The sequence below is a fragment of the Streptomyces griseochromogenes genome (genome assembly GCF_001542625.1).
Taxonomy (GTDB): Bacteria; Actinomycetota; Actinomycetes; order Streptomycetales; family Streptomycetaceae; genus Streptomyces; species Streptomyces griseochromogenes.
The window spans coordinates 10,496,646-10,523,235 of record NZ_CP016279.1 but is presented as its reverse complement, the minus strand read 5'-3'; the positions used below and the strand labels follow the sequence as shown (position 1 = coordinate 10,523,235).

Here is a 26,590-nt window from a genome sequence, read left to right as displayed (position 1 = left end):
CCTGAACATGTCACAGAACATGGTGATTTTTGGTGGAACGGGGTTCGTGGGCCGGCACATCTGCGCGGCCCTGAACGATGATGTCACGGTCGTGGGGCGCTCCAGGCCCCACGACCTTCCCATGGGCGCCAAGTTCGTCGCCATGGACGTCGCGAGGAGCGGTCCGGAATCGATAGCGGAACTGCTGCGCGCGGAATCCCCCCGGGTCGTCGTCAACGCGGCGGGAGAGGTGTGGGGCGGTGACGAGGAGCGCATGGTGCGTTCCAATGTCACGCTGGTCGAGCATCTGCTCGCCGCCCTCGCCGCCGTCGGCGGACGGATCCGCCTGGTCCATCTGGGCTCGGTGCACGAGTACGGGGCGATCGCCCAGGGCACCCGGATCGACGAGCGCACCGAAACCGTGCCGGCCTCCGCCTACGGGCGGACGAAGCTTCAGGCCACGAACGCCGTCCTCGACGCGACGCGCGGCGGACGGGTGTCGGGGATGGTCCTGCGCGTGTCGAACGTGATCGGGCCGGGCCTGTCCCCGGTGAGCCTCCCCGGCGCGACGACCGCCCGGCTGCGCGCGGCGCTCGGCACGGGGGAGCCCGCGGTCCTCACTCTGGTCAGCAGGCCCGAGCACCGTGACTTCCTCGATGTGCGCGATCTGGTGGCCGCGGTCCTGGCGGCCGGCGAATCGGCCGTCGAGGGCGTCGTCAACATCGCCCGGGGTGAATCGGTGGACATACGGACCATGGTCGACGCCCTCGTCGCCATCAGCGGGGTGCCGACCGAGATCGTGACGGATGGCGAACCCGCCTGGCCCGTACGCGGGTCGGACGGCCGCCAGCGGTACGACGTCACCGCCGCCCGGACACTGCTCGGCTGGACACCCCGCCGGAACCTGGAGGAGATGCTCCGGTCGCTGTGGGAGGCGGCGCTCACCGCCCACTGAATCACCGCGGTACGACGGACAGCGGCCGGGCTCCCTGGGAGCCCGGCCGCTGTTGTCCGTCTGTCCGTCGTGCGCCCCGCTGTCAGCCGGCGGACGCCTCGCCGTACTTGGCGGCCTTCCACCAGCCGGGATTGTCGCGGTACCAGGCGACGGTGTCAGCCAGGCCCTGCTCGAAGGACGTGAGCGGGGCGTAGCCCAGCTCCTCGCGGATCTTCGTTTCCTCGATGGAGTAGCGCAGATCGTGGCCCTTGCGGTCGGGGACCCTGCGGATCATCGACTCGTCGGCGCCCAGGAGCTCCAGGAGCGCGTGCGTGATCTGTACGTTGGTGCGCTCGTTGCCGCCGCCGATGTTGTAGACCTCGCCGGCCTGGCCCTTGGTCAGGACGAGCTGGATGCCCCGGCAGTGGTCGTCGACGTGCAGCCACTCGCGGATGTTGAGGCCGTCGCCGTACAGCGGCACCCGCTTGCCCTCGAGCAGATTGGTGATGAACAGCGGGATCAGCTTCTCGGGGTGCTGGTGGGGCCCGTAGTTGTTCGAGCACCGGGTGATCGACAGATCCAGGCCGTGCGTCTTCCAGTACGAGCGCGCCACCAGGTCCGAGCCCGCCTTCGACGCCGCGTACGGCGTATTGGGCTCCAGCGGCCACTTCTCCGTCCACGACCCCTCGGCGATCGACCCGTAGACCTCGTCCGTGGAGACGTGCACGACGCGCTCCACACCACTGCGCAGCGCCGCCTCAAGGACGTTCTGGGTGCCGCTGACGTTGGTGCGGACGAATTCGTGAGCCGCCTCGATGGAACGGTCCACATGCGATTCGGCGGCGAAGTGGATCACCGCATCGTGTCCGGGGAACACGTCGAGCAGCGCCGGCAGATCGCAGATGTCGTCGCGCACAAACGTGAGCCGTGGATGGTCCATCGGCAGGTTGGCGGTGTTCCCGGCGTAGGTCAGCTTGTCCACGACCGTGACGTGGGCGTCCTCATAGCCGGGGTAGCCGCCGGCGAGCAGGGTCCGGACGTAGTGGGAACCGATGAAACCGGCTCCACCCGTAACGAGGAACCTCATCAGGCGGCCACCTCCACCAGAGTGTCGTCCCCCACGATGAGCCGGTGCCGCTCCTGGTCCTCCAGGGAACGGATCCGAGCCTGCCGCCCCACCAAGGAGCCCTGGATTCCGGCCACCTGGTCGATCGAGGCGCCCTCAAGCACGATGGAATCGCCGATGTCCGTCCCGGTCAGGACGCAGTCACGGCCGATCGCCGTGTACGGCCGCACGGCACAGCCCCGCAGCACGGTACCGGCGCCGATGACGGCGGGGCCGGTGACGCGGGAATCCACGACACGAGCCCCCGCCTCGACGACGACCGGCCCGCTGATCACGCTGGCCGCATCGACCTCTCCGGCGATCTCGTGGGTCAGCCCGTCCAGGAGCTCACGGTTGCACTCCAGGATGTCCTCGACACGACCGGTGTCCTTCCAGTAGCAGCCGTAGTCGCGGGCCCTTACGTCTGCGCCGGAGTCGACCAGCCACTGGATGGCATCGGTGATCTCCAACTCGCCGCGCGTGCTGGGCTCGATGGCGGCGACCGCCTGGTGGATGGCCGGGGTGAAGAAGTACACGCCGATCAGAATGAGATCGCTGCGCGGCTCCTTCGGCTTCTCGACGAGCCGCTCCACCCTTCCGTCCGGGCCGACCTCGGCGACACCGAACGCGCTGGGGTCGGCCACCTTGACCACCATTCCGCTCGCGGCCGGCCGGTGGGCGCGGAAGTCCGCCGCGGCCTCGGCGACGCCGCCGACCACCACGTTGTCGCCGAGGTACATCACGAAGTCGTCGTCACCGAGGAAGTCCCGTGCGATGGCGACGGTGTGCGCGAGTCCGCGCGGCGCGTCCTGCTCGATGTAGGTGATCCGCAGCCCGAGCCCCGAGCCGTCGCCGACCGCGGCCTCGATCTGGTCCCGCCGGTCGCCCACGATCAGGCCGACCTCGGTCACCCCGATGTCCCGTATGTTCTCCAGACAGTGCACCAGTACGGGCTTGTTGGCGACCGGGACCAGCTGTTTCGGCATGGAGTGAGTGAAGGGGCGAAGCCTCGTGCCCTTTCCGCCCGAGAGAACCAAAGCCTTCATGTCCGTTCTCTTTCTGCTCAGCGGTGGCTCAGGGTGAATTGCCGGATGGAAGCGACCACATAGTCGATCATCTCTTCGGTCAGCCCTGGATAGACTCCGACCCAGAACGTCCGCTCGGTGACGATGTCGCTGTTGCCGAGGTCCCCCACGACCCGGAACTTCCGGTCCTGATAGGCCGGGTGCCGGGTGAGGTTGCCGGCGAAGAGCAGTCGCGTGCCGATTTGCCGTGATTCAAGGAAGTCGATGAGTTCGCGACGGCCGAAGGGCGCTTCCGGCAGCACGGTGATCGCGAATCCGAACCAGGACGGATCACTGTCAGGGGCCGCCTCGGGCAGCAGAAGTCCGGGGATCCCCGCGAGCCCGTCGCGCAGTCGGAGCCAATTGCGCCGCCGGGCGACACCGAATTCGGAGAGCTTGCTCAGCTGGGTGAGTCCGAGTGCGGCCTGGAGATCGGTCGACTTCAGGTTGTAACCGACGTGCGAGAACATGTACTTGTGGTCGTAGCCGTAGGGCAGCGACCCCATCTGGTATTCGAAGCGCTTACGGCACTTGTTGTTCTCGCCGGGCTCGCACCAGCAGTCCCGCCCCCAGTCGCGCAGTGACTCGACGACCCTCGCCAGCACGAGGTTGTCGCTGAGCACACAGCCGCCCTCACCCATCGTGATGTGGTGCGCCGGGTAGAAACTGAGGGTGGCGAAATCGCCGAACGTGCCGGTCTGTCGTCCCTGGTACAGGGATCCCAGGGCGTCGCAGTTGTCCTCGATGAGGAACAGGTCGCGATCCTCGGCGAGCTGGGCGATTTCCGCCACCGGAAAGGGATTGCCGAGCGCGTGCGCGATCATGATGGCCCGGGTCCGGGGACCGATCGCGGCCTCGACCCGCTCGTATGTCGTGTTGTAAGTGCCGAGTTCGACGTCCACGAAGACGGGTATCAGCCCGTTCTGAATGATGGGATTCACCGTGGTCGGAAAACCTGCCGCGACGGTGATCACCTCATCACCGGGTACGAGCCGGCGGTCTTCGAGCTCGGGTGCCATCAGAGCCGACAGGGCGAGCAGATTCGCGGAGGACCCGGAGTTCGTGAGGTGTGCCTTCCTGCGGCCCAGTGTCCTGGCGAAGGTCCGCTCGAACTTCAGGGAATGGACCCCCGACGCTATCCGCATGTCGAGTGCGGCCCCGACGAGCGCCGCCCTGTCCTCCTCGTCAAGGACGGCACCGGACGGCAGAATGGGCGTGACCCCCGGAATGAACTCCGTTGGGGGCGAGGCATCCTGATGGTATTGGCGAACCTGCTTCAACAGCAGTGCTTTTCCCTCGTTCATTGTCACTGCCTCCAGGCAAGGCGTCGTTGGACCACTCCCACTGTCAAGGTGGCGTGATCGGTTCGAGCCGTTATGGAGCGTCGATGGAAGCTCTGAAATCGGCCTCGGCCCGGCATTGAGGCTCGCTCGAACAGGCTCCCGCACGCTGGTATCTGGAACGACCCTTGAAGGCGAGTCGCCCCGGTCCCCGGCCCCTGATCTCACGGCGAAAGGAGTGCCCATGACGATCACTCGTCAGCGGCTGCTGGAGATGATGACGGCCTATCGGTCCACCTATCTGCTCCGCACCGCCGTGGAGCTGCGGCTGTTCGACGCCCTCGCGAACGGGCCGGCCGACGCCGGTGAAGTGGCGGCCACGCTCAAGACCTCACCGCGCGGGACCCGGATCCTGCTGCGGAGCCTCGTCGCCGCCGGGCTCCTTGACGCCGACGGCGAGCGCTTCCGGCTTCCCGACGGCGGTGCCGACCTGCTCGTCACCTCAAGTCCCGGCTATGCGGGTGCGAATGTGAACGTCGCCTCCAGCGACTGGGAGTGGGACACCATGAAGCGGCTCGGCGACATCGTACGGACCGGTGCCCCGCTCACCGAGGAGACGGCCGACTCACCCGGCTGTGGCTACTGGGTGGACTTCGCGGAGAACCTGACGTTCGTCACCAAGGCGGGTGCGGCTTTCGTGGCCGAGACGCTCGGCACCGGTCGGGCGGACATCCTGGACGTCGGCAGTGGCGCGGGACTGTTCGGCTACGCCGTGGCAGGCGGAGATCCGCTGTCGCGGGTCTGGTGCCTGGACTGGCCGAACGTGCTCGATGTGGCCCGTAAGCACGCCGAGCGGCTCGGGCTTGCCGACCGCACCGGATTCATCGCGGGTGACGCCTTCTCCGTGCCGCTCGGCGGCTCCTACGACGTCGTCGTCGTATCGAATCTGCTCTGTCAGTTCTCCAAGGAGCGCTCGAGCGCGCTCCTGCACAGGCTCTCGGGTGTGCTGCGGCCGGGCGGCCGGCTGGTGATCGCCGGCTTCACCACGGGCGATGTGCCCCCGGCCCAGGCCCACCACGCCCACATGCTCGAACTGCTCATGCTGGCCTGGACGGCGGGTGGCGAAGTCCATTCCCCGGACGACTACGTGCGGATGCTGGACGCGTGCGGCCTCGTCGGCGCCCGCGTCCACCGGCGCGACGGCCTGCCGCTACGGGTCGTCGTGGCCGAGAAGCCCGCCGACGCCGACGAGGAGGAACAGTGACCACCCACGGATCGACTTCCCACAGCCTGACCGTCGGCAGGACGGCGGCGTCCGTCTACGCTCTGTTGGCCGACCCCACCGAGCCGGTCCGGTCCTCGCCCACGGTCGTGCACATCGCCTGCCTGGAGCGGACGGCGACCGGTGACCTGGTCCAGCGCTGGGTGGCCGACGGCGACGCCGTACGCACCTGGACGGCCCGGCGGGAGCTCGACCCCGCGGCCGGAACGGTCGCCTTCGAACACCTGGGGCCTCCGCCGCCGGTCACCTCCCTGCGCGGCGAATGGCGCGTCCGAACCGTGGGCCCGGAGGAGTGCCTCGTCGAACTGTGGCACTCCTGGGAGGCGGCCGACGACGACGACGGAGCGTTCGCCGCCCGGATGGAACGGGGAATTCCGATGCAGCTCGCCGCCCTCAAGCGGACGGCCGAGCAGGGCGCCGAGGCGGCCGCCCGCACCGTACGGCAGGAGGACGCCCTGTTCCTCGACGCCCCGGTCACCGAAGTACGGGCGTTCCTCCGCGACGCGGGCGCCTGGCCTCGGCGGGTGCCCGGCTGCCGCACCGCCGAGAGCGTTCACACCGGGCCGGAACACCAGATCGTGCTGTACGAGACGGGAGCGGCACCGGCGGCCCGGCGCGCCTTCGTCCACCTGCCGGACCGTACGGCCTGGAAGCAGCTCGGCGAGCTGCCCCCACTGCACACCTCATTGCGCGGCACCTTCGCCCTGGAAACGGATGGAACCGGCACCCGGGTCACGGCGGTACGGACCGCCGTCCTCGGCCCCGTCGCGGCGTCCGGGACGGGGCGGGGCCGCGAAGAGCTGACGAGACATGTGAACAAGGCGCGTGACGAAGCGGATCCGGCGCTCCTCGACGGCCTGGCGCGAGCCTTCGGCCCGGCCCAAGGTGCCCCATCCGCTTCGCCCCGCTCGGAGGGAGCGTAACTATGGACCGGCGTGTCGCGATCACCGGTATCGGTGTGGTGGCACCTGGAGATCCCGGGAAGAAGGCCTTCTGGGATCGGATCGTCCAGGGCCGAACGGCCACAAGGGCTGTCACTTTCTTCGACCCGTCGCCATTCCGGTCCCGCATCGCGGCGGAGTGCGACTTCGACCCCGCCACGGAAGGACTGTCGCCGCAGGAGATCCGGCGCATGGACCGGGTCGCGCAGTTCGCCGTCGTCTGCACCCGCGACGCGCTCGCGGACAGCGGCCTGGAGGCCGAGGACGTCGCGCCGGGCCGGATGGGCGTGAGTATCGGCAACGCCGTTGGCTGCACCACGAAGCTCGACGAGGAGTACAACGTCCTGAGCAACGGCGGCCGTGACTGGGTCGTCGACCCGGCCTACGCCGTCCCGCACCTCTACGACTACTTCGTCCCCAGCTCGCTCGCCGCCGAGGTCGCCTGGAAGGCCGGCGCGGAGGGCCCCGCAGCCCTGATCTCCGCCGGCTGCACCTCCGGCCTGGACTCGGTCGGGCACGCCACCGAGCTGATCCGCGAGGGCTCGGCGGACGTGATGATCGCCGGAGCCGCCGACGCTCCCCTGTCACCCATCACGTTCGCCTGCTTCGACGCCATCCGGGCCACCTCGAACCGCAACGACGACCCGGAACACGCGCTGCGGCCCTTCAACCGCACCCGCAACGGCTTCGTCCTCGCCGAGGGCGCCGCGGTACTGGTGCTGGAGGAGTACGACCGGGCGGTACGGCGGGGCGCGCGCATCTATGCCGAGATCTCGGGCTTCGCCGCCCGCAGCAACGCCCATCACATGACGGGCCTGCGGCCGGACGGCCGGGAGATGGCCGAGGCCATCGACGCCGCGCTCGGCCAGGCCAAGCTACCGGCCGAGGCGGTCGACTACATCAACGCGCACGGCACCGGGACCCGGCAGAACGACCGGCACGAGTCCGCGGCCTTCAAACGCAGCCTCGGGGCACACGCGCTCACGACCCCGGTGAGCTCGATCAAGGCGGTCATCGGGCACTCGCTGGGTGCCGTCGGTTCCATAGAGGTCGCGGCCTGCGCCCTGGCGATCGAGCACGGCGTCATCCCGCCGACGGCCAACCTCGACGACCCGGATCCGGAACTCGATCTCGATTACGTCCCCCTCGTGGCGCGCGAGAAGAAGCTCGACACGGTTTTGACGGTCGGCAGCGGCTTCGGCGGCTTCCAGAGCGCCATGCTGCTCACCCGGCCGGGAAAGGCGGCGAAATGACCGCGGTCATCACCGGAATCGGTGTGTGCGCGCCCAATGGGCTAGGCACCGAGGAATTCTGGAAGAGAACGCTCGACGGGACGAACGCGATCGGACCGATCGCACGGTTCGATGCGTCCTCCTACCCCGTCCGACTCGCCGGTGAGATAAGCGGGTTCGACCCTGCCGCGCACCTTCCCGGGCGACTGCTTCCGCAGACCGACAGGATGACTCAGTTCGCGCTCACGGCCACGGACTGGGCGATGGAGGACGCCGGCGCCGGCGCCGGTACCGAGGGATTCGACCCATTCGACCGCGGCGTGGTCACGGCCAGCTCCGCGGGCGGCTTCGAATTCGGCCAGCGCGAGCTGGAGGCGCTCTGGTCGCGCGGCCCCGAGCATGTCAGCGTCTACCAGTCGTTCGCCTGGTTCTACGCGGTGAACACCGGCCAGATCTCCATTCGCCGGAACATGCGCGGCCCGACGGGTGTCATCGTCACCGAGCAGGCCGGCGGGCTCGACGTACTCGGCCAGGCCCGCAGGCATGTGCGCCGGGGTACGGGCATGGTGGTGTCGGGCGGGATGGAGTCACCGCTGTCGCCCTGGGCGGTGGCGGCACAGATCCCGAGCGGCAGGCTCAGCCGGCGGACCGACCCGGACCGGGCGTACCAGCCCTTCGACGAGCGGGCGAGCGGCCATGTGATCGGCGAGGGCGGCGCGATCCTGATCGTCGAGGACGCGGACAAGGCCAGGGAGCGGGGCGCCGCTCAGGTTTACGGAGAGATCGCCGGCTACTGCGCCACCTTCGATCCCCCGCAGGCCACCGGTCGTGGGCCGCGTCTGGAGGCGGCCGTGTCGGGCGCGCTGGCTGACGCGGGGATCCGCGCCGACGAGGTCGACGTCGTCTTCGCCGACGCGGCCGGGGTCCCGGACCTCGACCGGGCCGAGGCCACAGCACTGGCCGCCGTCTTCGGGCCGCGCGGGGTTCCGGTCACCGCGCCCAAGACCATGACCGGACGGCTGAGTTCCGGTGGTGCGCCGCTCGATGTAGCCGCTGCGCTGCTGTCGATCCGCGACGGAATCATCCCGCCGACCGTCAACGTGACGCGCGAAGCCTTCCGCCACGAGCTCGATCTGGTCCGGGAGCCCCGGCAGGGCGCAGTGTCCACCGCCTTGATCGTCGCACGCGGCTACGGCGGGTTCAACGCCGCGCTGGTCGTCCGCTCGGTGGCGTAGGCGCCAAGTCCCCCACATTGAGGAGAAAATCATGAGTGAGTTCAGCATCGACGACCTGAAGCGGATACTGCGCAAGGCCGCGGGTGAGGACGAGACGACCAGCCTTGACGGGGACATCCTCGACCTGTCTTTCCAGGACCTCGGCTATGACTCCCTGGCCCGGATGGAGGCGGTCAGCCTCACCGAGCGTGAATACGGCATCTCCCTGTCCGAGGAGGAGATGGACGCGATCACCACCCCCGGCGAGTTCATGGCCTTTGTAAACGGCAGGATCTCCGCCGCCGCTTGACCCGATCGCAGAAGCGGGCATGAGCCCCCGTCCGGACCGTAAGGTTCCGTACGGGGGCTCATGCTTTGTGCTCCGCCGGCGTAGGCAGGACATATCTCCTGCTCAGGAGAGCATCTTTGTCTCTATTGGTGGTCGAAGCCGGAACCATAACGTTGTCCCCATGACGCAAACAAGTACGTATTCCAGAGCGCCACAGAGGACGGGCTCTGCGGTGAGCTTCGCGAGCGTGACGAAGACCTATGGGAACGTCCACGCCGTCAACGGGCTCGACCTGGAGATCGGACGCGGGGAGACGGTGGCACTCCTCGGCCCGAACGGAGCCGGCAAGTCCACCACCATCAACATGATGCTCGGCCTGCTTCCGCACGACGGCGGCGAGATCCGGCTCTTCGGCAACGAGCCCGGACGCGCCGTCCGGGAGGGGAAGATCGGCGCGATGCTCCAGGAGGGCGGGCTGATCCCCCGGGTCACCATCCAGGAGCTCATCAACTTCGTGCGCGGCACCTACGAGGCTCCGCTGCCCCTGGGTGAGATCCTGGAGACCGCCCAGCTCACCAAGCTCGCCACCCGGCGTGTCGACAAGCTCTCGGGCGGCCAGGCCCAGCGCGTCCGCTTCGCCCTCGCTCTGGCCGGCAACCCCGACCTGATCGTGCTCGACGAGCCCACGGCCGCGCTCGACATCCAGTCGCGCCGGGACCTCTGGACGACGATGGCGGCCTACGCCGCACGCGGCAACACCCTGCTCTTCTCCACCCATTACATGGAGGAGGCCGACGAATACGCCAAGCGCATCGTCGTCATCGCCCAGGGCAAGGTACTGGCCGACGGCACCGGAGCGGAGCTCAAGCGGAGCATGGGCGGCAAGATCGTGAGTATCGACCTCGGCGACACCAGCGCCGACGGCTTCGCGACGCTGCCGGGTGTCACCGAGGTGGAGGTCCGCGGCGCGCGGATCCATCTGACCACGTCCGACGCGGACCTCACCGTGACGACCCTTGCGCGAACAGGCCACCTGCGCAACGTAGAAGTGTCCGGCGGGGGCCTTGAAGAGGCATTCCTTGCCCTGACCAGTGGACTGAACGCGGATCACCAGAGGAGCGGTTCCTGATGTTGCTCGGCTACCTGCGCCTTGAGCTGCGCCGCACCGTCCGCGACAGCGGCTTCCTCATCATGTCCCTGATCGCCCCCGTGGCGCTCTATCTGCTCTTCAGCCACCTGGGCGGCGGTCCTTCCAGCCACGACGAGCAGGTCCGGAACATGGCCGGTATGGCCGGCTTCGGCGCCCTGGGCGCGGTGATGAACAGCCTCGGCGGCGTCTCGGAGGACAAACGGGCCGGCTGGCTGCGCCAGCTCCGGCTCACCCCCCTCCCCCCGGTGACGGTGGTGCTCGGCCGCGCGATCACCTCGATGACCCTGGCCCTGCCGCCCGTCCTCGCCGTCACCCTGCTCGGCGGACTGGTCAACGGCGTGCATCTCAGCGCCGCCGAATGGGCGGGGACCGTCGGTGTCCTGTGGGTGGGCATCGCCCCCATCTCGATGCTGGCGATCGGCTGTGGCTATCTGCTGGACGGCGCCAAGGCACAGTCCATGGGCCTCGTCTCCTACCTGCTCCTGTCGGTGGTCGGCGGCTTGCTCATCGACGTCAAGAACTTCCCGCACTGGCTGGGACAGGTTTCGGGGTGGACACCGATCAACCGCTACAAGCAGTTGGTGTCGGACCTGGCCCTCGGCCACGCGCTGAGCACCACCGCCCTGGCGATCCTGCTCGTCTGGAGCGTGGCCCTGGCCGTCTTCGCCGCCTTCGGCTACCGACGGGGCACCACCGCCTGACCGGGAGGACTGGCGTATTTTGATCAGTAAGTCCAGTGATGGCCATACATAGTTAGAGGAGGATGGGACCGTGCGGGTCAAGGGGAAAGCCTTAACCCATGAGAGGTTCGGCATGCACAAGGCGCCGACCATCTTCTACCCCGTGCTCGTCATCGCCGCCGGCGCCCTCTCCGACATCGTCGGGGGACGTGACACACCGACCTGGGAGGCCGCTGCCGGACTCCTGTCGTTCTGCGCCCTCTATCTCTTCTCCCTCTGGACGGCGTTCAGCGACCGGTGCGGGCGCCTGCTGGTGATCACCCCGGCAGTGGTCCTCACCGCCCTCACCCTGACGCTGGCCCTCCGCTTCGGCGCGGGAATGGTCTGGCTGTTCTCCCTGTTGGCGGTGGTGTGGAGCGCTGTGGCGAGCTGGCGGCATCTGCTGCACCCACCACTTGTGATCGGCTTGGTCTCCTTCGTGGCCGGCGTGACCGCCGTCTATGCCGACGGCGAGGTGGGTGACGCGATCGTCATCAGCTACAGCACCCTGCTCTCCGGCGTGATCGTGACCATCATCGTGCGCCTCTTCTCCACGGTGATGGAGCTGCGCCAGGCCCAGGAGGAGCTGGCCCACTCGGCGGTCGCGGAGGAGAGGCTGCGGTTCGCCCGCGACCTGCATGATCTACTCGGACACTCGATCTCTCTCATCGTCGTCAAGGCCGAGGCGGTGCGCAGGTTCGCCGAGTGCGACCCATCCACCGTCAAGCGTCACGCCCAGGATATCGAGGCCGTGGGCCGCACCTCGCTGGAGGAGATCCGCGAGGCGATATCCGGCTACCGGGAACGGGACCTCAACTCCGAGCTGAAAGGCGCCAAGTTGGCGCTGACCGACGCGGGGATAGAGACGGAGATCGTCCACGACGGTCCGCCGCTGCCGGTCCAGGCCGACGCGTTGCTCGGGTGGGTGGTGAGAGAAGGTGTCACCAACGTCATCCGGCACAGTGAAGCCCGGCACTGCGAGATCTCCGTGCGGCACCGCCCCGAGGGCGTCGAGCTGGAGATACGTAACGACGGCCCCCGTACGAAACCGCCCGCCGCTGAGAACGACGGCGGAGCACCCGGCCATGGTCTACTGGGGCTCGCGGAGCGGTTGTCGGCGGCGGGCGGCGCGCTGGCCACGGCACCGGGGGTGGACGGGGGATTCCGCCTGACGGCCACGCTGTCCGTTGCCCGGAGGAGTGAAGTGAGGGTGGGTACCCAGTGATCCGGGTTCTGCTGGCCGAGGACCAAGGGATGATGCTGGGCGCGATCGCGCAACTGCTCGACCTTGAAACGGACATCGAGGTCGTGGCCCAGGTGGGCACCGGTGCCGAGGTCGTTGACGCGGCCCGCGCGTCCGACCCGCACATCGCGGTCCTCGACATCGAGATGCCTGTGCGGACCGGCCTGGAAGCCGCCGAAGACCTGCGGCGCCTGGTGCCGGGATGCCGGGTGCTGATCGTCACCACCTTCGCCGGGCCGGGCTACTGCCGGCGAGCCCTGGACGCGGGCGCCCGAGGATTCCTGGCCAAGGACGGGCCCGTGGCGGAGCTCGCCCACGCGATCCGGCGCGTACACGCGGGGGAGCAGGTCGTCGATCCGCTCCTCGCGGCGGCCGCGCTCAGCGCGGGGTCGAGCCCCCTGACCACCCGGGAGCGGGAAGTACTCGCGGCCGCGGCGGACGGCGCTCCCGTCATGGCCCTCGCGAAGCGCTTGCACCTCTCGGAGAGCACGATCCGTAATCACCTCTCGTCGGCCACTCAGAAGATCGGTGTGCGCAACCGTATGGAGGCCGTGAACAAAGCCAAGCAAAACGGTTGGCTGTAACGGCTCTGATAAGCGAGCGGGCCGGCACCTCCCGGCCCGCTCGCTCAGCTCCCCCTATAGCCGTTATCCCCTTAGTTCTCGAGACCTGTTCATGATAGATTCCGGATTAGGGTGACAAGCGAACAGATTATCGACCACGTAGTCGCCCACACCTCAATGAGGGGAACAGGCAGCAGGCGCAACACACTGACAGCGTCTCGCAGCCGGAGACCACCCAGCAGGCGGGGGCCTGGGATACATGAACCACGAAGCTCAGTGCATAACCATTCTCATCGCAGAGGACCACACGCTCCTGCGGGAGGCGCTCCACGAGAGCCTCGGCGCTGAGGACGACCTGGACGTGGTCGGTGAGGCGGACAACGGCGAGAGCGTCGTCCAGCTCGCCCGGGACCTGAGTCCCGACGTCATCCTCATGGACGTCGAAATGCCGGGGGGAATCATCAGCGAGAGGCTGCTCGGGATCAAGAGAGCCTCACCCGAATCCCGCGTGATCATCCTCACGATGCACGATGATCCGCGGCTCGTTCAATCACTGCTGAATCACGGAGTCCACGGCTATCTGCTGAAGACCATATCCCGTATGGAACTCATCGCCGCCATACGAGGCGTCAACCGCCACCCGGAGCGCAGGGTGCTGTCGGTTTCACAAGGAAGTCTCAATTTCAACAACCGGTCGGCGGAGGGCCTGACAGAACGCGAGATCGACGTTCTCGGTCACGTCGCCAAGGGCCTCAGCAATGCACAGATCGCAGCCCGGCTCTTCATCGCCGAGGGAACGGTAAAGCGCCATCTGCGCAATATCTTCGACAAACTCGGCGCGACTTCCAGGACGGATGCCGTGAACAAGGCGACCGAGGCGTCCCTGCTCAGCCGGGGCATCGACAGACCCTTCCGCTGCCCGGCCGGCCAGATGTGACGCCCCCGGGCGGGCCCGCGACAGGCCCGGACCCTCCCTCACGCCCGTTGCCTCAGCCCACCAGGCGGCCGGGGTCCCCGACGAGATCGTCTTCGCCACCAAGCCGCAGCTGGGCATCGCCATGCTGGCCGGCACGGTGGCCGACGGGCTGCCGTTGTCCTGGCCGCCCTGGTCCGCACCGCGAAACTGCGCCGGCGCGTCGAAAACACCACCGCGAGATGAAACAGACCCTGGGCCTGGCCCATTTCGAGGGCCGCACCTGGCCAGGCTGGCAACTGAGCCTCTACCGAGTCGCCCGCGAGCTGCAGTTACTCCTCGCACTCTGGACCGTCGCCTGCCCCACCTGTCACCGCAACATCCCCGGCCCCGCACCAACCTGACCAAGCCCTACTCAGTGGTGGAAGGGTGGTTCATACGCTCGGGCGGGCCGCCCAGTCGGGGATGCAGAGGATCTCCAGGACGGCTGTTGTGATCGTGTAGCCGGCGCCGCCGCCGTAGAGCAGCACGTGGTCCCTGGGGTTCAGGGCACCGGTGAGCAGCAGGTGCTCAAGGCCCGCGGCCCAGTCGCCGGCGCCGATGTGGCCGCTGGTGCGGGCGAACTCCCAGGTGGTCTCGGACTCGTCGACGCCGAGCAGGTGGTGGATCTGGAAGGGGCCCGGGATTCGTCCGGTGGCGGGGATCACGACGTACGCGATGTCGTCGGTCCCCAGGCCCGCGTCGTCGAGGACGGCCTGCTTGGCCTCGGTCATCACCTTGCCGAAGCGGATGTTGGTGAGGGTCTCGTCGCTGACTGCCTTATGGGCGTCGCCGCGCGCGGTCAGGTCGACCTGCCGCTCGGCGGCCCGCGAGACCGGACCGAACGGCTCGTCGCCGCGCGCCATCGGCTCCAGGCCGTTGTCCGCGACGGTAGCGGTGGCGACAAGGCGGGCGAAGCCGCCCCGGGTGGAGAGCACGGTCGCCGTGCCGCCGTCGGCGTAAGCGTTGCCGTGGCGCAGCCGCCAGCGGTCGGCGCCGGGCCCGCCGAAGCGGTCGGCGGTGGTGACCATGACGGCGCTGCCGTTGTCGTAGCCGGTGGTGAGGTGGGCCGCGGCCAGGTCGAGGGCGCTGATGCCGACGTTGCAGCGCTGCTGCACATCGAGCGCGGGCACCGTCGTGCCGACCGTGTGCCCTGCGATGTAGGACGCGGCGGGCCAGATGTCCAGGCCCTGGTACCAGGTGCTGCCGTGCAGCAGCAGCGAGTACTCCCGCTTCGCGAGACCGGAGCGCTCGTGGGCGGTGCGGGCCGCGGCGACCGCCATGTCCGGCGGCGCGGTCCAGGGCTCTCCCTCACCCTCGCGGGCGATGCGGACGGACTCGTACCCGAAGTCGTCGATCCACTCCTGGCCGCACTCCCCGGCCGCGACGCACTCGCTCACCGGCACCGGCTCGGGCAGCCAGCTGCCCAGGCCCGCGACATAGATCTCGTTCCAGCGCATCCAGTTACTCCTCCGGCTCGGCTCGCATGGGTTTCGGCATACGCCCAAGATCGCTGCCGGCCTTCGAACCGCGTTGGAGTCCGAGAGGGGAACGGGCGGACCGCACGCGGTCGAGCGCGGCTCAAGTGCGGCGCGAGCGAGGTCCGAAGGCCGGTGGCCACGCTGTGGTCCCGGCCGGCTGGCGGCCCCCTGCCCCCCTGCCCCCCCACTGATCCCCCGGAGGTCCGCCGTGCGCATCCTGTTCGCCGCCGAGCGGGCACGTCGCATCTGCGGCTCCTCATCCCCCTGGTTCGGCCCCGGCGAGATCCCGCCGCTGCAGTCCGGCTTCCTGTTCGCGGGCGCCCACGACAAGGACAGCATGGGCGGCCTGTGCCGGCTGGCCTGGTGGATCGAAGGCCCGGTCGTCCTGGACGCACAGCAGGACTACTGGGAGGGGCATCTGGAAGAGCTGTCAGAGCTGCGCCTCCCCGGCCGTACCGACGGGTCCGCCACCGCCGCTCCCGGGCACTCCAGTTCGCGCCCCCTGAGCCGGGCCGACCTCGCCGGGGGGGAGCGGCACGTACGGGAGCTGCCGCGTCGACCTGCTGTACCCGCGGCTCTGGCCACCCCACCAGGCGGCCGGCGGCGACCCGCCACGGCAGGCGGTCGCGAACGTGGACGAAGCGCTCGGCGCCCAGGAGCCGGGCGGTGCGCAGCTCGCACGCACCGTCGTGCTGACCGGCGGCGCACTGGGGCCCATGCCCAGCTTCCTGATGCAGGACGACCCCGACCCCCGTGTTCGAACTCGAAGGCCGCACGGTCGAGTTGGGACGGATCGGGGAGCTCGCCATGTTCACCGAGCCGGAGTTCGACGTCCGGATCACCCCGGACGGGGCCCTGGCCACCGCGACCGTGCGCACCGACCGGCTGCCCGCCGCGTTCGCCGACACCGTCGTGACCGCGTTCGCCGAGGCCGTGCGCCGCGGCCCGGAGCACGGGCCGGAGACCGCCGACTCCCCTTCCGACGAGCCCGACGAGGACCCTTCATGCGCGTACTGATCCTGAGCAGCCCCGAGTCCACCCACTTCTCCTGCATGGCGCCGCTGGCCTGGGCACTGCGCGGCGCCGGGCACGAGGTGCTGGTCGCCGGGCAGCCCGACATCGTTGCGACGGCCCGCGCCACGGGCCTGTCCACGGTCACCGTGGGCCGACAGTTCTTCGGGAAGGACCTGCTGTCCCCGGCGCTGCCACCGGACAAGCGGCCCATCGAAGTGGTGGGCCCGCACACTCCGAAGATGACCCTCATCGGCTCCCGGATCTGGGTACTGCACTCCCGCTACCAGGCCCCGCGCTACCTGGAGGTGGCCCGCCAGTACCGGCCCGACCTGGTCATCTCGGAGATCCTCGACTGGGCGGCGCTGCTCGTCGGCGGCGCCCTGAAGATCCCGGTGGTGTCGCACCGCTGGGGCGTCGACCCGATGAGCCCTCTGATGCGCGGCACCGCCGAGGACCTGCTCGCGGGCGCCTGCGAAAGGCTCGGCATCGAGGGCGGACTGCCGCGGCCGGACGTGGTGCTCGACCCTGCGCCGCCCCAGCTGCTGTGTCCCGGAACCCCGGCGGCCACCCCGATCCGGCACATCCCGTTCAACGGGACCGGCGAGGTGCCCGGCTGGCTGCGGCAGCGCGGCGAGCGGCCCCGGGTGTGCGTGTCGATGGGGCGGCAGACCATCGCGCTCGGCGGCATCCCGATGTTCCGCGGCATCATCCAGGCCTTCGGGGACATCCCGGAGGCCGAGGCGGTGATGACGGTGCAGGAGGAGTTCCTCGACCGGCTCGGCACCGTCCCGTCCAACGTGCGCCTTGTCCCGCCGACGCCCCTCAACGGCTTCGTCGACCGGATGGACGCGGTCGTCACGCACGGCGGCGCCAACACCCTGCTCACCGTGGCCGGTCGCGGAGTGCCGCAGCTGATCCTGCCGCAGCTGGCGGACCAGTTCCAGGGCGGTGAGCTGCTCGCCGCCGCAGACGCCGGGCTCAGCCTCGCCACCGCCGACGAGCAGAACGACCCGGCGGCCGTCGCGGCGGCCGTGCGCACCCTGCTCACCGAGGAGCGCTTCGCCAAGGGCGCAGGGGAGCTCGCCGACACCATGGCCGCCATGCCGAGCCCCGCCGCCGTCGTCCGTGACCTGGAGAACCTGTGATGCGCGTCCTGTTCATCAGCTCCCCCGCCGCCACCCACTTCCTGCCCATGCTGCCGCTCGTCAGGGCGCTTCAGGCGGCCGGCCACGAGGTCCTCGTCACCGGCCAGCCCGATGTGACGGGGCCCGCCGAGGCCGCGGGCCTGGCGACCGTGACCTACGGGGACGCCTTCCACTACGAGGATCTGTGCGGTGGCAAGGGGCCGCGGGGCCCGCGCCCCATCGAGGCGGTGGGCCGCCCGCCCGCGCAGCAGATCGACGGCGCCGCCCAGATGTGGCGCAACCACACCCCGTACCACCTGCCCGACTACCTGGAGCTCGCCCGTGACTGGAAGGCCGACCTGGTGGTCTCCGACCACATGGACTTCGCGGCGCCGATCGTCGGCGAGGTACTCGGCATCCCGAGCGTCGAGCACCGCTGGGGCGTGAACCCGACCAGCACGTCCATGCTCAAGATGACCCTGATGTGGCTCGGCCCCCTCTGCGGGCGCCTCGGCCTGGACTCGGTGCCGGGGCCCAGTCTGATCCTCGACCCGGCACCGCCCGCGCTGCGCAGCACCGACGCCCCGGAGGGCCGCCCGATCCGCCCCCTCCCGCACACGGACGGCCGCGCCCCCTGGGCCTACGCCGCATCCCCGGGGGCCCCGGGCCGCCGGGTCGCGGTGGCGCTCGGCGGGCACGCCCTCGAACTGGGCGGCGCCCCGCTGCTGCGCCGCGTCGTCGACGTACTGGAGCGCACCGGCGGCGTCGAGGCGGTCGTGTCGGCCCCGCCCCGGTTCCGCGAGGCGATCGGGGCACTGCCGAAGACGATGTCGTACACCGACGAGACGGCACCCGGCGTCCTGTTCCCCGGCGCCGACCTGGTAGTCCACCACGGCGGCGCGGGCAGCACGCTCGGCGCGGCCGCGCTCGGCGTACCGCAGCTGGTCCTTCCGCAGGTGGGCGACCAGTTCATCGCGGGCGACAAGGTCGCCGACGCGGGTGCCGGGATCAGCCTCGACTCGGCCGGGCTCCAGAACAACGACACCAATCTCACCGACGCCGTCCGCGCGTTGCTCACCGACCCGGGTTACCGGCAGGACGCGGCACGGCTGCGGCAGCAGATCGGGGAGATGCCCGGGGCGGCCGAAGCGGTCGGCGTCCTGGAGGACCTGGTCTCCCATCAGACGGTGCGGGCGTGAGTACGACGGAGATGACAGAGAAGGCGAAAGAGAAGCAGCCGAATCCGCATGGCATGAGCGACATCCAGGTCCTGGTCTTCATGGTGCGCGATGGCGATCATGTCCGTCGCCCTGCTCGACGGGCCGGTCGTCTCCTCGGCGATCCTGACGATCGTCCGCGACCTCGACCCGGCCCACGGCGTCGAACGCTTCACCCGGCTGATCACCGCCTACCTGTTCGCCGCCGTCGCCGGGCTCGGCCTGACCGTCGCCGACGCCTCCCTCCGGCAGCTCGACGCCCTGCTCCTGCCGCTCGGCGCGGGCCTCGGCGGGTCACTCGGATCGCCCTGTACATGCCCCAGTCGGCCGCCTCCCCGGACCAGTTGGGCGTGGTCACCACAACCTCCCGGTTCGCCCTCCTGATGAACGACGTGAACGTCGACGAGACCCAGCCCCAGACACCCCCCGAGGAGACAGAGGACCATGCGCGTACTGATGCTGAGCACCCCGTTCCCCACCCACTTCACCCCCATGGTGCCGCTGGCCTGGGCGTTGAAGGGGGCCGGACACGAGGTGACGGTCGCCGCGCAGCCTGACGTCACGGACGCGGCCCGCGCGGCGGGGATATCCGCCGTCGACATCGGAGACCGCTTCCACGGCCTGGACCTGCTGCAGCGCCACCTCCCGCCCGGGGTACGGCCATTGGAGCTGATGGGGCCGACCCCGCCGGAGAAGATGGCGGGCACCACCAAGCTGTGGGAGATCCACGCCCGCTATCTGCTCGACGCCTACCTGGAGTTCGCCCGCGACTGGCGCCCCGACCTGATCGTGTCCGAGCAGATGGAGCTCACCGGCTCGGTCATCGGCAAAGTGCTCGGAGTGCCGTCGGTGCAGCACCGCTGGGGCGTCGACCCGCTCAGCGGCCCGTCCCGCGTCTCGGCCCGCAACTTCCTGTACTCAGCGGCACACCGGCTCGGCCTCGACGGGCTGCCCGACCCCGATCTGCTGCTCGACCCGTGCCCACCGGCGCTGCGCCACCCGAGCGCCGCGCCGGGCGCGCCGATCGGCTACGTGCCCTTCAACGGCGTCGGCACCGTGCCCGAGTGGCTGCGGGTACCGGCTCCGGAGGGGCTGCGCCGGGTGGCGGTCTGCCTGGGCCACCAGACGCTGGTGCTCAACGGCACCGGCCTGTTCCAGGCGATCATCGAGTCCTTCGCGGGACTTGAGGGCGTCGAGGCCGTGGTGACCGCGGACCCGGAGTTCCACGAGGGCTTCGGCGAACTGCCCGACAACGTACGGGTGGTGGAGCCGGTGCCGCTCAACCTGTTCCTGCGCGACTGTGACGCGGTGGTGCACCACGGCGGCGCCAACACCACGATGACGGCCTGCGCGTTCGGGCTTCCGCAGGTCGTCCTGCCGCAGCTGGTGGACCAGTTTGCGTCGGCCGAGCTCCTTGCCGCGGCCGGGGCGGCCCGGGTGCTCCCGGAGGCGGCCCCGCAGAACGACCCGGCGCAGGTCCGTGCGGCGATCGCCGACGTCCTCGGGGACGACCGGTATCTGAAGGGCGCGCGGAAGCTGTACGACGACATGGCGGTGATGCCGAGTCCGGCCCGGGTGGTGGCGGACCTGGAGCTGCTCGCCGCCTGAGGCACCGAGTGAGGGGCCCCGAACGGATTTCGGATGCTGTCGGTCAATCCGGGGCTCGCGTGACGTCGGCCTTCAAGACCTGGTTGTGGCCTTGGAGGCCGACGTTGTCGTTTGGGGCGGGTACAGGTGTCGATGAGGCGTCCCCCGGAGTTCGATGACCTGCTGTTCTGGCGGGGGTTGATCGGGGTGACGCGCATGCGGGGCATGTCGAGCATGACGGTGCGGTGGCGGCGGACGGTGGTGACGGCGTCGTGGATCTGTTCGCGTTCGCCGGCGTCGAGGTCGTCCATGCCGCTGCGGATCCGGTTGATGAGGTGGCGGACGCGGGAGATCTCTTCTTGGGAGGGCAGGGCCTCGGCGCGGGCCCAGTCGTCGAGTTCGGCAGCGGCCAGGACGCGTTCACGGTTGCGCAGGAGATCGTCGAGGTAGGCGGTCAGGCCGGGGAGGTAGGAAACGTCGGTGCGGAAGTGGCCGCAGCCGGTGCAGCGGAACCGGAAGGGACAGGACTGTCCGCCGGCCTTGACGTTGCTGGGCTCGGCGCAGGTTCCGAAGGGGACGGCGACGGATCCGACGGCCCGGCGGGCGTGTTCGGAGTCCATCAGCTCGGCGGCCTGGCGCCAGATGCGGTTGCCGTGGCGGTCGAACTGGAGGGTGGCGACCTTGTCGACGGCGGTGCGGCGGCGGCTCTCGCCGACCCGTCATGGTGTGCTCGGGTATTGGAACTCTCGGAATACCCCCGCTGTCAGGAGCCGTTCCGGTGGCTGGCCTCGGCCGCGTAGGCGCCCCAGTCTCCGGCGGCGGCCCGTTGCCTTTTGACGGCGACGGCGACGGCGACGGCGACGGTGATGTCGATGCCGAGGGTGCGGGCGAGGACCGCGGCGGGCAACTCGGTGGCAAGTTGAAACAGGGCAGTTGAGCGGGTCTCTGCGAGCCGGATGCCCGAGTTTGCGGAGCCGTCCGCCCATGGCCCAGACACTGATCGGGCGGCCGGGCTGTCCGCCGGGGAAGAGTCAGGGTGAATCCGTCCGGGCGAGAGCGGCATGGCTGCGGCGAACCGCGACTTGTTGAAGGGCCGGCTCGGCGACGGGTCCGGGCAAGTCGACGGGGACGTCGCCGAGTCGGAGGCGGACTGCTCCGTCAGTCTCTTCGATGTGGTCGACGGTGAGCCGGGAGATCGCCGCGGGCCATTGGGCATAGAGGAGCAACAGCAGGCCGGCGAGGCGGTCTTCGGACTTGAGGGTGTCGTCGTGCAGCAGACGGCGGGCGGTGGCCCAGCGGGCCTCGTCGTCCATCGCCTGGGGGGCTGTTCCATCTGACGGCCGGGAAGCTGAGATCTCGGGCGATCTTCTGGGCGAGAGCCCAACGAACGAAGTGGCCCGCCTCCCGGCGGTGACGGACGTCGTCGCTGGTCATCCAGCGTTCAAGTGATGTCGTTGCCGCGGCTGCATCGGCGGAGCCGTCGCAGGAGGTGCCAGGTCGCGTACCGGTGCAGGATTTTCCGTCCCTCGGCGGTGGCGTGGGAGGTGACGAGATCGTTCAGGTGCCGTTCCGGGCGGACCATCTGCTCGAAGCGCTGCGGCAGAGTCCCGGTGGCCACGAGCACACCGCGGATGTGCTCGACGACCTTGCCCGCCGGGAGTTGGTCGAGGGCCTCGTCCGTCAGGGGACGACGGCCGGAGCCGAGATCGGACAGGACGGTGGAGACGATGCCACCGGAGAGCCGGCGCATCGCCGTGCCAGCCCGCTCGGTGCCGGCCAAGGCGTCGTTGAAGCCTGCAGCTTCGGAGGTATGGAGCCCGAGTCGTCTTGCTCGATCCTCCTTGATCCGGGCCCCGCGCTGACACGTCTGCACGGGGCCCGGATGTCTATTTCCATGCGTCGACAAGGTCTTGGGGGCCCCACACCTGGGTCAGGGGGAGGTGGCCGTGGGTGCCGCTGCGGGAGACGGCCACGAGCGGGGTGTCGGGCGAGGCGCCGGGAATGGCTGCGGCGTCGCGGGTGAGGGTGTCGTAGTCGTGGTGGTCGAAGGGGCGGTCGTCGAGCCACTTGATGGAGCCGGCGAAGTGGAGATTCCTGGCGACGGGCGTGCGGTCGGCGCCGATGAGGTCGATCTCGGGGTTGTTCTGCCGGTTCCACCAGCCTCCGACGGCCTCGGTGTCGGGCCAGGCGTCGTCGGGCAGCAGTCGCATCAGGCTGTCGCGGACGACGGGTTCGACAGCGCGTCCCCGCCAGGAGGTCCAGGAACGTTCGATGCGCTTGATCAGCAGGTCGCCGCGGCCGCGTTCGACTAGCGGGATGCCGCGGTCGAGGAAGGCGAGCCAGAAGCGGAGGTAGGGGTCAGCGATGCGGTAGCGGCGGTTCTTGGTTTCGGGTTTGGTGGACAGGGGGTCGTCGGCAGCCAGGACGTGTTTGTCGAGCAGGGTGCTGAGGATGGGGGAGAGGGTGCCGGATGGCAGGGCGGAGGTGCCGCCGGCCTGGGTGGCGATGGTGGAGAAGGTGCGCTCTCCGCTGCCGACGGCCTCCAGCACGGCGCGGGAGCGGGAGGCTTGGGGGAACTCGCCGAGGAGCGACAGCTCGCCGGAGACCAGCAGGGGGGAGAGCGGGTCGGTGAGTGCGTGGGCGAGAAACTCCGCGCGCGGCATGCCGTAGGGCCAGGAGGCGAGCACCTCGGGGAAGCCGCCGGTGATCAGAAGGGCGTCTACGGCCTCGGCGGCGTCCAGACCGGTCATGGTCTGAACGTCGGCCAGGTGGAGGGGGTTGACGGTCATGGTGGCGGCGCGTCCGAAGAACGGGCGGCCGTAGGTCTGCATGGCCTGCATGACGGACAGGTCACTGCCGACGAGGATCAGCATCACGGGTTTGTGGGACAGGTGCCGGTCCCAGACGGTCTGCAGGGCGCCCTCGAACTCGGTGTCCTGCTCGATCAGCCAGGGGACCTCGTCGAGGACGGCGATGCTGGGGCTGTCGTCGGGCAGTGCGAGGGCCAGGGTGCGCAGGGCCTGGCTCCAGTCGCCGGACGTGAGGCCGCTGACGAGTTCGGCGCCGGGCAGATCGGCGTGGGAGACGGCGGCGGTGAAGTCGGTACGCTCGGCGGCCGGGTTCCGTCCGCGGGTGGCCTGGAAGACCAGGTACGGGGCGTCGGATCGGTCGCAGAACTCCTGGACCAGCCGAGACTTGCCGACTCGGCGCCGCCCGGTCACGGTGACCGCTCTCCCGCGGGTGCCTCCGCGGCCCTCGGTGACGGTGCGAAGCTGCTGCTCCAGGATCTTGAGGTCGGCGACGCGGCCTTGGAACTCCATAACCGCCCACTAATGCTAGATATCATCTTACGTAGATTGAAACTAGCATTAGTGGATGCGGCGTGAATGCCTGTAGTACGTCCGAAACCCAGTCATCGGGTCTGATCTGGTGATTCACGCTGCGGCTTGGTGCTCGTCGATCAGTGCGCCGAGAACGGTCTCCCGGCGGATCCGCTCTGGGGGGCTGGGAATGGGATCACGTGCGGGTCGTCGTCGGGGGCGCGCAGGCTCAGTCCGTCGCCTGGGTGGCTGCAACCGGCGTCGCAGTGCTCGACGTACTTCGACAGGGTCGTACGCAGGTGGCGTTCGCCGGTGGTGAGCATCCGGTCGGTGCACTCGGCGCGGACGGTGCGCACGAACCGCTCGGCGACCGGGGTGAGCCCAGGCTCCCGGCCCAGTCGCAGAACGCCCCGGATGGCATGCCATCCGGGGCGTTCTCGCAGTGGTGGCTGGGGCCGGGATCGAACCGGCGACCTATCGCTTTTCAGGCGATCGCTCGTACCAACTGAGCTACCCAGCCACGGAGTTCGTGAGGAACTCCAGCGGTCCTGACGGGATTTGAACCCGCGGCCTCCACCTTGACAGGGTGGCGAGCACTCCAAACTGCTCCACAGGACCAAGATTCAACATCATGATATGACGCTGAAAGGTCTTACGTGCCCCCAACGGGATTCGAACCCGTGCTACCGCCTTGAAAGGGCGGCGTCCTAGGCCGCTAGACGATGAGGGCTATCGGCCCGCCTGGGCGCTTCTCAGCGCGTCGGGGACGTGAGAAGCATATGGGATGGCGGGGAGTATCGCCAAAACGGTTTACGGCGACGAGGGCGAAGGGGTGGGGGAAGAGGGCGAGGGGGAGCGCGGGGACGGTGTGGCGCCCGGCAGGTTCTCCTCCGGCAGATGGCGGCTGACCTCCGCCGTCGTCAGGCCCAGGCCGCCCAGTTTGATCGCGTCCCAGGCCTGCAGGCGGTGGCTGCCGCGGTCGAAGTACAGGATCGACGCCTCGATGGGGGCCGGGTACTGGCGTTCCACCGCGCGCAGGCCGCTGCCGCCGGTCGAGCCCTCCATGCGCAGCCGGGTGCCGTACTTCAGCATCTCCGTCCCCTCGTGGTGCAGATGGCCGCAGAGCACCAGCGGCACCTCGCCGTCCGTCTCCCGGGCGGCGGACGGCTCGTGCGCGATCGCCACGTCCACCGGGGTGCCGGTCGCCCGCTGGTCGCGCAGGGCCGTGGCCAGACGGTCGCCCGCCAGCTGCTCGGCCGCGTCCCCGCCGGGCTGCGCCGAGCGGTCGGGGGTGAACTGGGGGTCGCCGATGCCCGCGAAGCGCAGGCCCGCGATCGTCACCGCCCGGCCGTCGTCCAGGACGTGCACGTTCCTCATGCGCTCCAGGTAGCGCTGGGTGACGCGCGAGTCGTGGTTGCCGCGGACCCAGACGTAGGGCACGCCCAGGTCCCTGACCGGGTCCAGGAAGCCGTTCTCCGCCGCCGTACCGTGATCCATCGTGTCGCCGGAGTCGACGATCACGTTCACCTTGTACTGCTCCACCAGCGAGGCGATGATCTTCCAGCTCGCCGGGTTGAGGTGGATGTCCGAGACGTGCAGGACCCGCAGGGTGGAGGGGTCCGGCTGGTAGGCCGGGAGCGTGGACGTGACCTCGTACAGCTTCGTCACGTTCGTGACCAGGCGCGCCAACTCCTTCTGGTAGACGTCGAACTCGGTGACGATGCTGCGCGCGTTGCCGACCAGGGACGGTGCCGAGGACAGCAGGCCGGAGAACTTCGGCTCCAGGACCGACTTCGGGTTCCAGGTGGCGTACGCCGTCGCGCCCGAGGCGACGAGCAGGGCGAGGGCCAGGGAGCCGGCCGCGAGGGCCCGGCGCGGGCGGCGGTAGACGGCGAGGCCGAGTGCCGTCGCGCCGGAGACCACGGCGACCGAGGAGCGTACGGCCAGGTCGAGCGTGCCGTGCTCGACGTCCCGGGCGACCTCGTCCTGGAGCCCGGAGAGCCGCTCGGGGTGGTTGACGAGGGCCTGGGAGCGGACCTGGTCGAGCTGGTCGACGTTCACGTCCAGGCGGACGGGCGCGACATGGCTGTCCAGGGTCAGCGCGCCCAGCGGGGAGACGTTGATCTTCGTGCCGCCGGTGAGGGACGGGCGCAGTGCCATGGTCGTGTTCATCGGGCCGATCGGCGCCCGTACGTTTCCGACGATCAGCAGGCCCAGCCAGGCGCCGACGAGGACCACCGCGGCGAGGCCGAGGGCGCTGAACCAGGGGCGGGGACGGGTCGCCGGTTCGAGGCGCGGGAGGGCGGGCCTGCGGGTGCGGTTCGGGGTCCGGTGCGGCAGGGTGCGGAGGGCTGCGGCGAAGACGCGGGCCATTGGGCCCGTATGCCCACGCCCGGGGGCGGATATGCGACGGTTCGCCACTCTCGTACGGGTGCTTCGTGCCCGACAATGACCGTGTGCTGGAGATGACGCGCGAGGAGTTCGAGGAACTGGTGTCCGAGGCGCTCGACCGGATCCCCCCGGAGCTGACGCGGCTGATGGACAACGTCGCGGTGTTCGTCGAGGACGAACCGTCCGCCGACGATCCCGAGCTGCTCGGGCTGTACGAGGGGACTCCGCTGACCGACCGGGGCGAGTGGTACGCCGGTGTGCTGCCGGACCGGATCACGGTCTACCGGGGGCCGACGCTCAGGATGTGCGAGACCCGCGAGGATGTCGTCGCCGAGACCGAGGTCACCGTGGTGCACGAGATCGCCCACCACTTCGGCATCGACGACGCCCGGCTGCACGCGCTCGGCTACGGGTGACCGGCGCGGGGACGCGGACGCGGGTCGACGGAGGGCCGGCGGGCCGGGCCGACTCGGGCGCGGCGCGTGTCCTCTTGTGGGCGGCGGGAGTTG

Annotated in this window: 28 protein-coding genes and 3 tRNA genes; 18 read left to right on the top strand and 13 right to left on the bottom strand. The window is 69.7% G+C overall.

Translation table 11 applies throughout. The annotated features are described in order from the left end of the window. Nucleotides 1-7 precede the first annotated feature (7 nt). Nucleotides 8-934: an NAD-dependent epimerase/dehydratase family protein gene (locus AVL59_RS46075; RefSeq protein ID WP_067316344.1), complete on the top strand. Its 927-nt coding sequence runs from the start codon at nt 8-10 to the stop codon at nt 932-934. An 82-nt stretch (nt 935-1,016) separates the two neighbouring features. Here AVL59_RS46075 and rfbB read toward each other — a convergent pair whose 3' ends face one another. The 3 genes from rfbB to rfbH are packed head-to-tail and all read right to left on the bottom strand — an operon-like array spanning nt 1,017 to nt 4,386. Beyond that, a complete protein-coding gene (rfbB, locus tag AVL59_RS46070) occupies nt 1,017-2,000 on the bottom strand; it encodes a dTDP-glucose 4,6-dehydratase (RefSeq protein ID WP_067316342.1) in 984 nt (327 codons plus the stop codon). Continuing rightward, entirely contained in the window at nt 2,000-3,064 is a 1,065-nt protein-coding gene (locus AVL59_RS46065) for a glucose-1-phosphate thymidylyltransferase (protein WP_067316341.1), read from the bottom strand. The genes rfbB and AVL59_RS46065 overlap by 1 nt, the downstream gene beginning before the upstream one ends. 17 nt (nt 3,065-3,081) lie before the next feature. Next, nucleotides 3,082-4,386, bottom strand: coding sequence for a lipopolysaccharide biosynthesis protein RfbH (gene rfbH, locus AVL59_RS46060; protein WP_067316339.1), 1,305 nt, complete (start codon nt 4,384-4,386; stop codon nt 3,082-3,084). A gap of 220 nt (nt 4,387-4,606) precedes the next feature. Between rfbH and AVL59_RS46055 the strand changes: the two genes are divergently transcribed. From AVL59_RS46055 to AVL59_RS46010, 10 genes are all read left to right on the top strand, one after another. Beyond that, nucleotides 4,607-5,626 (top strand): class I SAM-dependent methyltransferase, encoded by a 1,020-nt coding sequence (locus AVL59_RS46055; protein ID WP_067316337.1) that lies wholly within the window; start codon nt 4,607-4,609, stop codon nt 5,624-5,626. Next, entirely contained in the window at nt 5,623-6,567 is a 945-nt protein-coding gene (locus AVL59_RS46050) for an SRPBCC family protein (protein ID WP_067316335.1), read from the top strand. Before AVL59_RS46055 ends, AVL59_RS46050 begins: the two co-directional genes overlap by 4 nt. Before the next feature lie 2 nt (nt 6,568-6,569). After that, nucleotides 6,570-7,838, top strand: coding sequence for a beta-ketoacyl-[acyl-carrier-protein] synthase family protein (locus AVL59_RS46045; protein WP_067316333.1), 1,269 nt, complete (start codon nt 6,570-6,572; stop codon nt 7,836-7,838). Next, complete coding sequence (locus AVL59_RS46040) at nt 7,835-9,052, top strand: ketosynthase chain-length factor (RefSeq protein ID WP_067316331.1); 1,218 nt, start codon at nt 7,835-7,837, stop codon at nt 9,050-9,052. The genes AVL59_RS46045 and AVL59_RS46040 overlap by 4 nt, the downstream gene beginning before the upstream one ends. Nucleotides 9,053-9,083: 31 nt before the next feature. Next, entirely contained in the window at nt 9,084-9,341 is a 258-nt protein-coding gene (locus AVL59_RS46035; RefSeq protein ID WP_067316329.1) for an acyl carrier protein, read from the top strand. 160 nt (nt 9,342-9,501) lie between these two features. Then, a complete protein-coding gene (locus AVL59_RS46030) occupies nt 9,502-10,449 on the top strand; it encodes an ABC transporter ATP-binding protein (protein WP_067316328.1) in 948 nt (315 codons plus the stop codon). After that, entirely contained in the window at nt 10,449-11,171 is a 723-nt protein-coding gene (locus AVL59_RS46025) for an ABC transporter permease (protein WP_067316326.1), read from the top strand. Before AVL59_RS46030 ends, AVL59_RS46025 begins: the two co-directional genes overlap by 1 nt. A 112-nt stretch (nt 11,172-11,283) precedes the next feature. Continuing rightward, nucleotides 11,284-12,414, top strand: a complete 1,131-nt coding sequence (locus AVL59_RS46020; protein WP_067316324.1) for a sensor histidine kinase — start codon at nt 11,284-11,286, stop codon at nt 12,412-12,414. After that, on the top strand, nt 12,411-13,016 hold the full coding sequence (locus AVL59_RS46015) for a response regulator transcription factor (RefSeq protein ID WP_067316322.1): 606 nt from the start codon (nt 12,411-12,413) through the stop codon (nt 13,014-13,016). Before AVL59_RS46020 ends, AVL59_RS46015 begins: the two co-directional genes overlap by 4 nt. A 238-nt stretch (nt 13,017-13,254) precedes the next feature. Then, nucleotides 13,255-13,932 carry a response regulator gene (locus tag AVL59_RS46010; protein WP_067316320.1) on the top strand — a complete coding sequence of 226 codons (678 nt, stop codon included), beginning with the start codon at nt 13,255-13,257 and terminating at the stop codon, nt 13,930-13,932. 410 nt (nt 13,933-14,342) lie between these two features. On the opposite strand, the gene AVL59_RS46005 is transcribed toward AVL59_RS46010, so the two are convergent. Next, nucleotides 14,343-15,407 (bottom strand): ketoacyl-ACP synthase III family protein, encoded by a 1,065-nt coding sequence (locus AVL59_RS46005; protein ID WP_067316318.1) that lies wholly within the window; start codon nt 15,405-15,407, stop codon nt 14,343-14,345. Between the two features lie 774 nt (nt 15,408-16,181). Between AVL59_RS46005 and AVL59_RS46000 the strand changes: the two genes are divergently transcribed. The 6 genes from AVL59_RS46000 (at nt 16,182) to AVL59_RS55890 (ending at nt 21,170) form a co-directional block, all read left to right on the top strand. Continuing rightward, complete coding sequence (locus AVL59_RS46000; protein WP_067316316.1) at nt 16,182-16,445, top strand: hypothetical protein; 264 nt, start codon at nt 16,182-16,184, stop codon at nt 16,443-16,445. Beyond that, entirely contained in the window at nt 16,433-17,587 is a 1,155-nt protein-coding gene (locus AVL59_RS45995; RefSeq protein ID WP_067316314.1) for a nucleotide disphospho-sugar-binding domain-containing protein, read from the top strand. The genes AVL59_RS46000 and AVL59_RS45995 overlap by 13 nt, the downstream gene beginning before the upstream one ends. After that, nucleotides 17,587-18,765, top strand: a complete 1,179-nt coding sequence (locus tag AVL59_RS45990; protein ID WP_067316313.1) for a nucleotide disphospho-sugar-binding domain-containing protein — start codon at nt 17,587-17,589, stop codon at nt 18,763-18,765. Before AVL59_RS45995 ends, AVL59_RS45990 begins: the two co-directional genes overlap by 1 nt. Before the next feature lie 90 nt (nt 18,766-18,855). Next, nucleotides 18,856-19,167 carry a hypothetical protein gene (locus tag AVL59_RS45985; RefSeq protein WP_067316311.1) on the top strand — a complete coding sequence of 104 codons (312 nt, stop codon included), beginning with the start codon at nt 18,856-18,858 and terminating at the stop codon, nt 19,165-19,167. A gap of 60 nt (nt 19,168-19,227) precedes the next feature. Beyond that, a complete protein-coding gene (locus AVL59_RS45980; protein ID WP_067316310.1) occupies nt 19,228-20,391 on the top strand; it encodes a nucleotide disphospho-sugar-binding domain-containing protein in 1,164 nt (387 codons plus the stop codon). 251 nt (nt 20,392-20,642) lie between these two features. Then, nucleotides 20,643-21,170, top strand: a complete 528-nt coding sequence (locus tag AVL59_RS55890) for a hypothetical protein (RefSeq protein WP_159400229.1) — start codon at nt 20,643-20,645, stop codon at nt 21,168-21,170. On the opposite strand, the gene AVL59_RS55430 is transcribed toward AVL59_RS55890, so the two are convergent. From AVL59_RS55430 to AVL59_RS45935, 9 genes are all read right to left on the bottom strand, one after another. After that, the gene (locus AVL59_RS55430; RefSeq protein ID WP_159400228.1) at nt 21,134-21,277 is read right to left on the bottom strand and encodes a hypothetical protein; all 144 of its coding nucleotides are present in this window, start codon (nt 21,275-21,277) and stop codon (nt 21,134-21,136) included. The genes AVL59_RS55890 and AVL59_RS55430 overlap by 37 nt on opposite strands. Nucleotides 21,278-21,401: 124 nt before the next feature. Further along, on the bottom strand, nt 21,402-21,683 hold the full coding sequence (locus AVL59_RS45970) for a hypothetical protein (RefSeq protein ID WP_067316306.1): 282 nt from the start codon (nt 21,681-21,683) through the stop codon (nt 21,402-21,404). Between the two features lie 128 nt (nt 21,684-21,811). Continuing rightward, entirely contained in the window at nt 21,812-22,150 is a 339-nt protein-coding gene (locus AVL59_RS45965; RefSeq protein WP_067316304.1) for a hypothetical protein, read from the bottom strand. 106 nt (nt 22,151-22,256) lie between these two features. Beyond that, on the bottom strand, nt 22,257-23,690 hold the full coding sequence (locus AVL59_RS45960) for an ATP-binding protein (RefSeq protein WP_067316302.1): 1,434 nt from the start codon (nt 23,688-23,690) through the stop codon (nt 22,257-22,259). Nucleotides 23,691-23,830: 140 nt separating this feature from the next. Next, entirely contained in the window at nt 23,831-24,046 is a 216-nt protein-coding gene (locus AVL59_RS45955; protein ID WP_067316300.1) for a hypothetical protein, read from the bottom strand. Between the two features lie 87 nt (nt 24,047-24,133). After that, nucleotides 24,134-24,210: transfer RNA gene (locus tag AVL59_RS45950), tRNA-Phe, on the bottom strand. Between the two features lie 23 nt (nt 24,211-24,233). Continuing rightward, nucleotides 24,234-24,308: transfer RNA gene (locus AVL59_RS45945), tRNA-Asp, on the bottom strand. 39 nt (nt 24,309-24,347) lie between these two features. Then, a tRNA-Glu gene (locus AVL59_RS45940) sits at nt 24,348-24,420 on the bottom strand. Nucleotides 24,421-24,500: 80 nt separating this feature from the next. Continuing rightward, nucleotides 24,501-26,063, bottom strand: a complete 1,563-nt coding sequence (locus tag AVL59_RS45935) for a metallophosphoesterase family protein (RefSeq protein ID WP_099053241.1) — start codon at nt 26,061-26,063, stop codon at nt 24,501-24,503. An 83-nt stretch (nt 26,064-26,146) separates the two neighbouring features. Between AVL59_RS45935 and AVL59_RS45930 the strand changes: the two genes are divergently transcribed. After that, entirely contained in the window at nt 26,147-26,497 is a 351-nt protein-coding gene (locus AVL59_RS45930) for a metallopeptidase family protein (protein WP_208870666.1), read from the top strand. The last annotated feature ends 93 nt before the right edge of the window (nt 26,498-26,590 follow it).

Excerpts from the sequence above, each read along its gene's own strand:
- AVL59_RS46025 (WP_067316326.1), top strand. The coding sequence starts at position 10,449 with ATGTTGCTCGGCTACCTGCGCCTTGAGCTGCGCCGCACCGTCCGCGAC.
- AVL59_RS46010 (WP_067316320.1), top strand. The coding sequence starts at position 13,255 with ATGAACCACGAAGCTCAGTGCATAACCATTCTCATCGCAGAGGACCAC.
- rfbB (WP_067316342.1), bottom strand. The coding sequence starts at position 2,000 with ATGAGGTTCCTCGTTACGGGTGGAGCCGGTTTCATCGGTTCCCACTAC.
- AVL59_RS45980 (WP_067316310.1), top strand. The coding sequence starts at position 19,228 with ATGCGCGTACTGATGCTGAGCACCCCGTTCCCCACCCACTTCACCCCC.
- AVL59_RS46075 (WP_067316344.1), top strand. The coding sequence starts at position 8 with ATGTCACAGAACATGGTGATTTTTGGTGGAACGGGGTTCGTGGGCCGG.
- AVL59_RS46055 (WP_067316337.1), top strand. The coding sequence starts at position 4,607 with ATGACGATCACTCGTCAGCGGCTGCTGGAGATGATGACGGCCTATCGG.
- AVL59_RS46020 (WP_067316324.1), top strand. The coding sequence starts at position 11,284 with ATGCACAAGGCGCCGACCATCTTCTACCCCGTGCTCGTCATCGCCGCC.
- AVL59_RS45970 (WP_067316306.1), bottom strand. The coding sequence starts at position 21,683 with ATGGACGACGAGGCCCGCTGGGCCACCGCCCGCCGTCTGCTGCACGAC.
- AVL59_RS45960 (WP_067316302.1), bottom strand. The coding sequence starts at position 23,690 with ATGGAGTTCCAAGGCCGCGTCGCCGACCTCAAGATCCTGGAGCAGCAG.
- AVL59_RS45995 (WP_067316314.1), top strand. The coding sequence starts at position 16,433 with ATGCGCGTACTGATCCTGAGCAGCCCCGAGTCCACCCACTTCTCCTGC.
- AVL59_RS45990 (WP_067316313.1), top strand. The coding sequence starts at position 17,587 with ATGCGCGTCCTGTTCATCAGCTCCCCCGCCGCCACCCACTTCCTGCCC.
- AVL59_RS46040 (WP_067316331.1), top strand. The coding sequence starts at position 7,835 with ATGACCGCGGTCATCACCGGAATCGGTGTGTGCGCGCCCAATGGGCTA.
- AVL59_RS46030 (WP_067316328.1), top strand. The coding sequence starts at position 9,502 with ATGACGCAAACAAGTACGTATTCCAGAGCGCCACAGAGGACGGGCTCT.
- AVL59_RS46005 (WP_067316318.1), bottom strand. The coding sequence starts at position 15,407 with ATGCGCTGGAACGAGATCTATGTCGCGGGCCTGGGCAGCTGGCTGCCC.
- AVL59_RS45935 (WP_099053241.1), bottom strand. The coding sequence starts at position 26,063 with ATGGCCCGCGTCTTCGCCGCAGCCCTCCGCACCCTGCCGCACCGGACC.
- AVL59_RS45985 (WP_067316311.1), top strand. The coding sequence starts at position 18,856 with ATGGCGATCATGTCCGTCGCCCTGCTCGACGGGCCGGTCGTCTCCTCG.
- AVL59_RS46065 (WP_067316341.1), bottom strand. The coding sequence starts at position 3,064 with ATGAAGGCTTTGGTTCTCTCGGGCGGAAAGGGCACGAGGCTTCGCCCC.
- AVL59_RS46035 (WP_067316329.1), top strand. The coding sequence starts at position 9,084 with ATGAGTGAGTTCAGCATCGACGACCTGAAGCGGATACTGCGCAAGGCC.
- rfbH (WP_067316339.1), bottom strand. The coding sequence starts at position 4,386 with ATGAACGAGGGAAAAGCACTGCTGTTGAAGCAGGTTCGCCAATACCAT.
- AVL59_RS46045 (WP_067316333.1), top strand. The coding sequence starts at position 6,570 with ATGGACCGGCGTGTCGCGATCACCGGTATCGGTGTGGTGGCACCTGGA.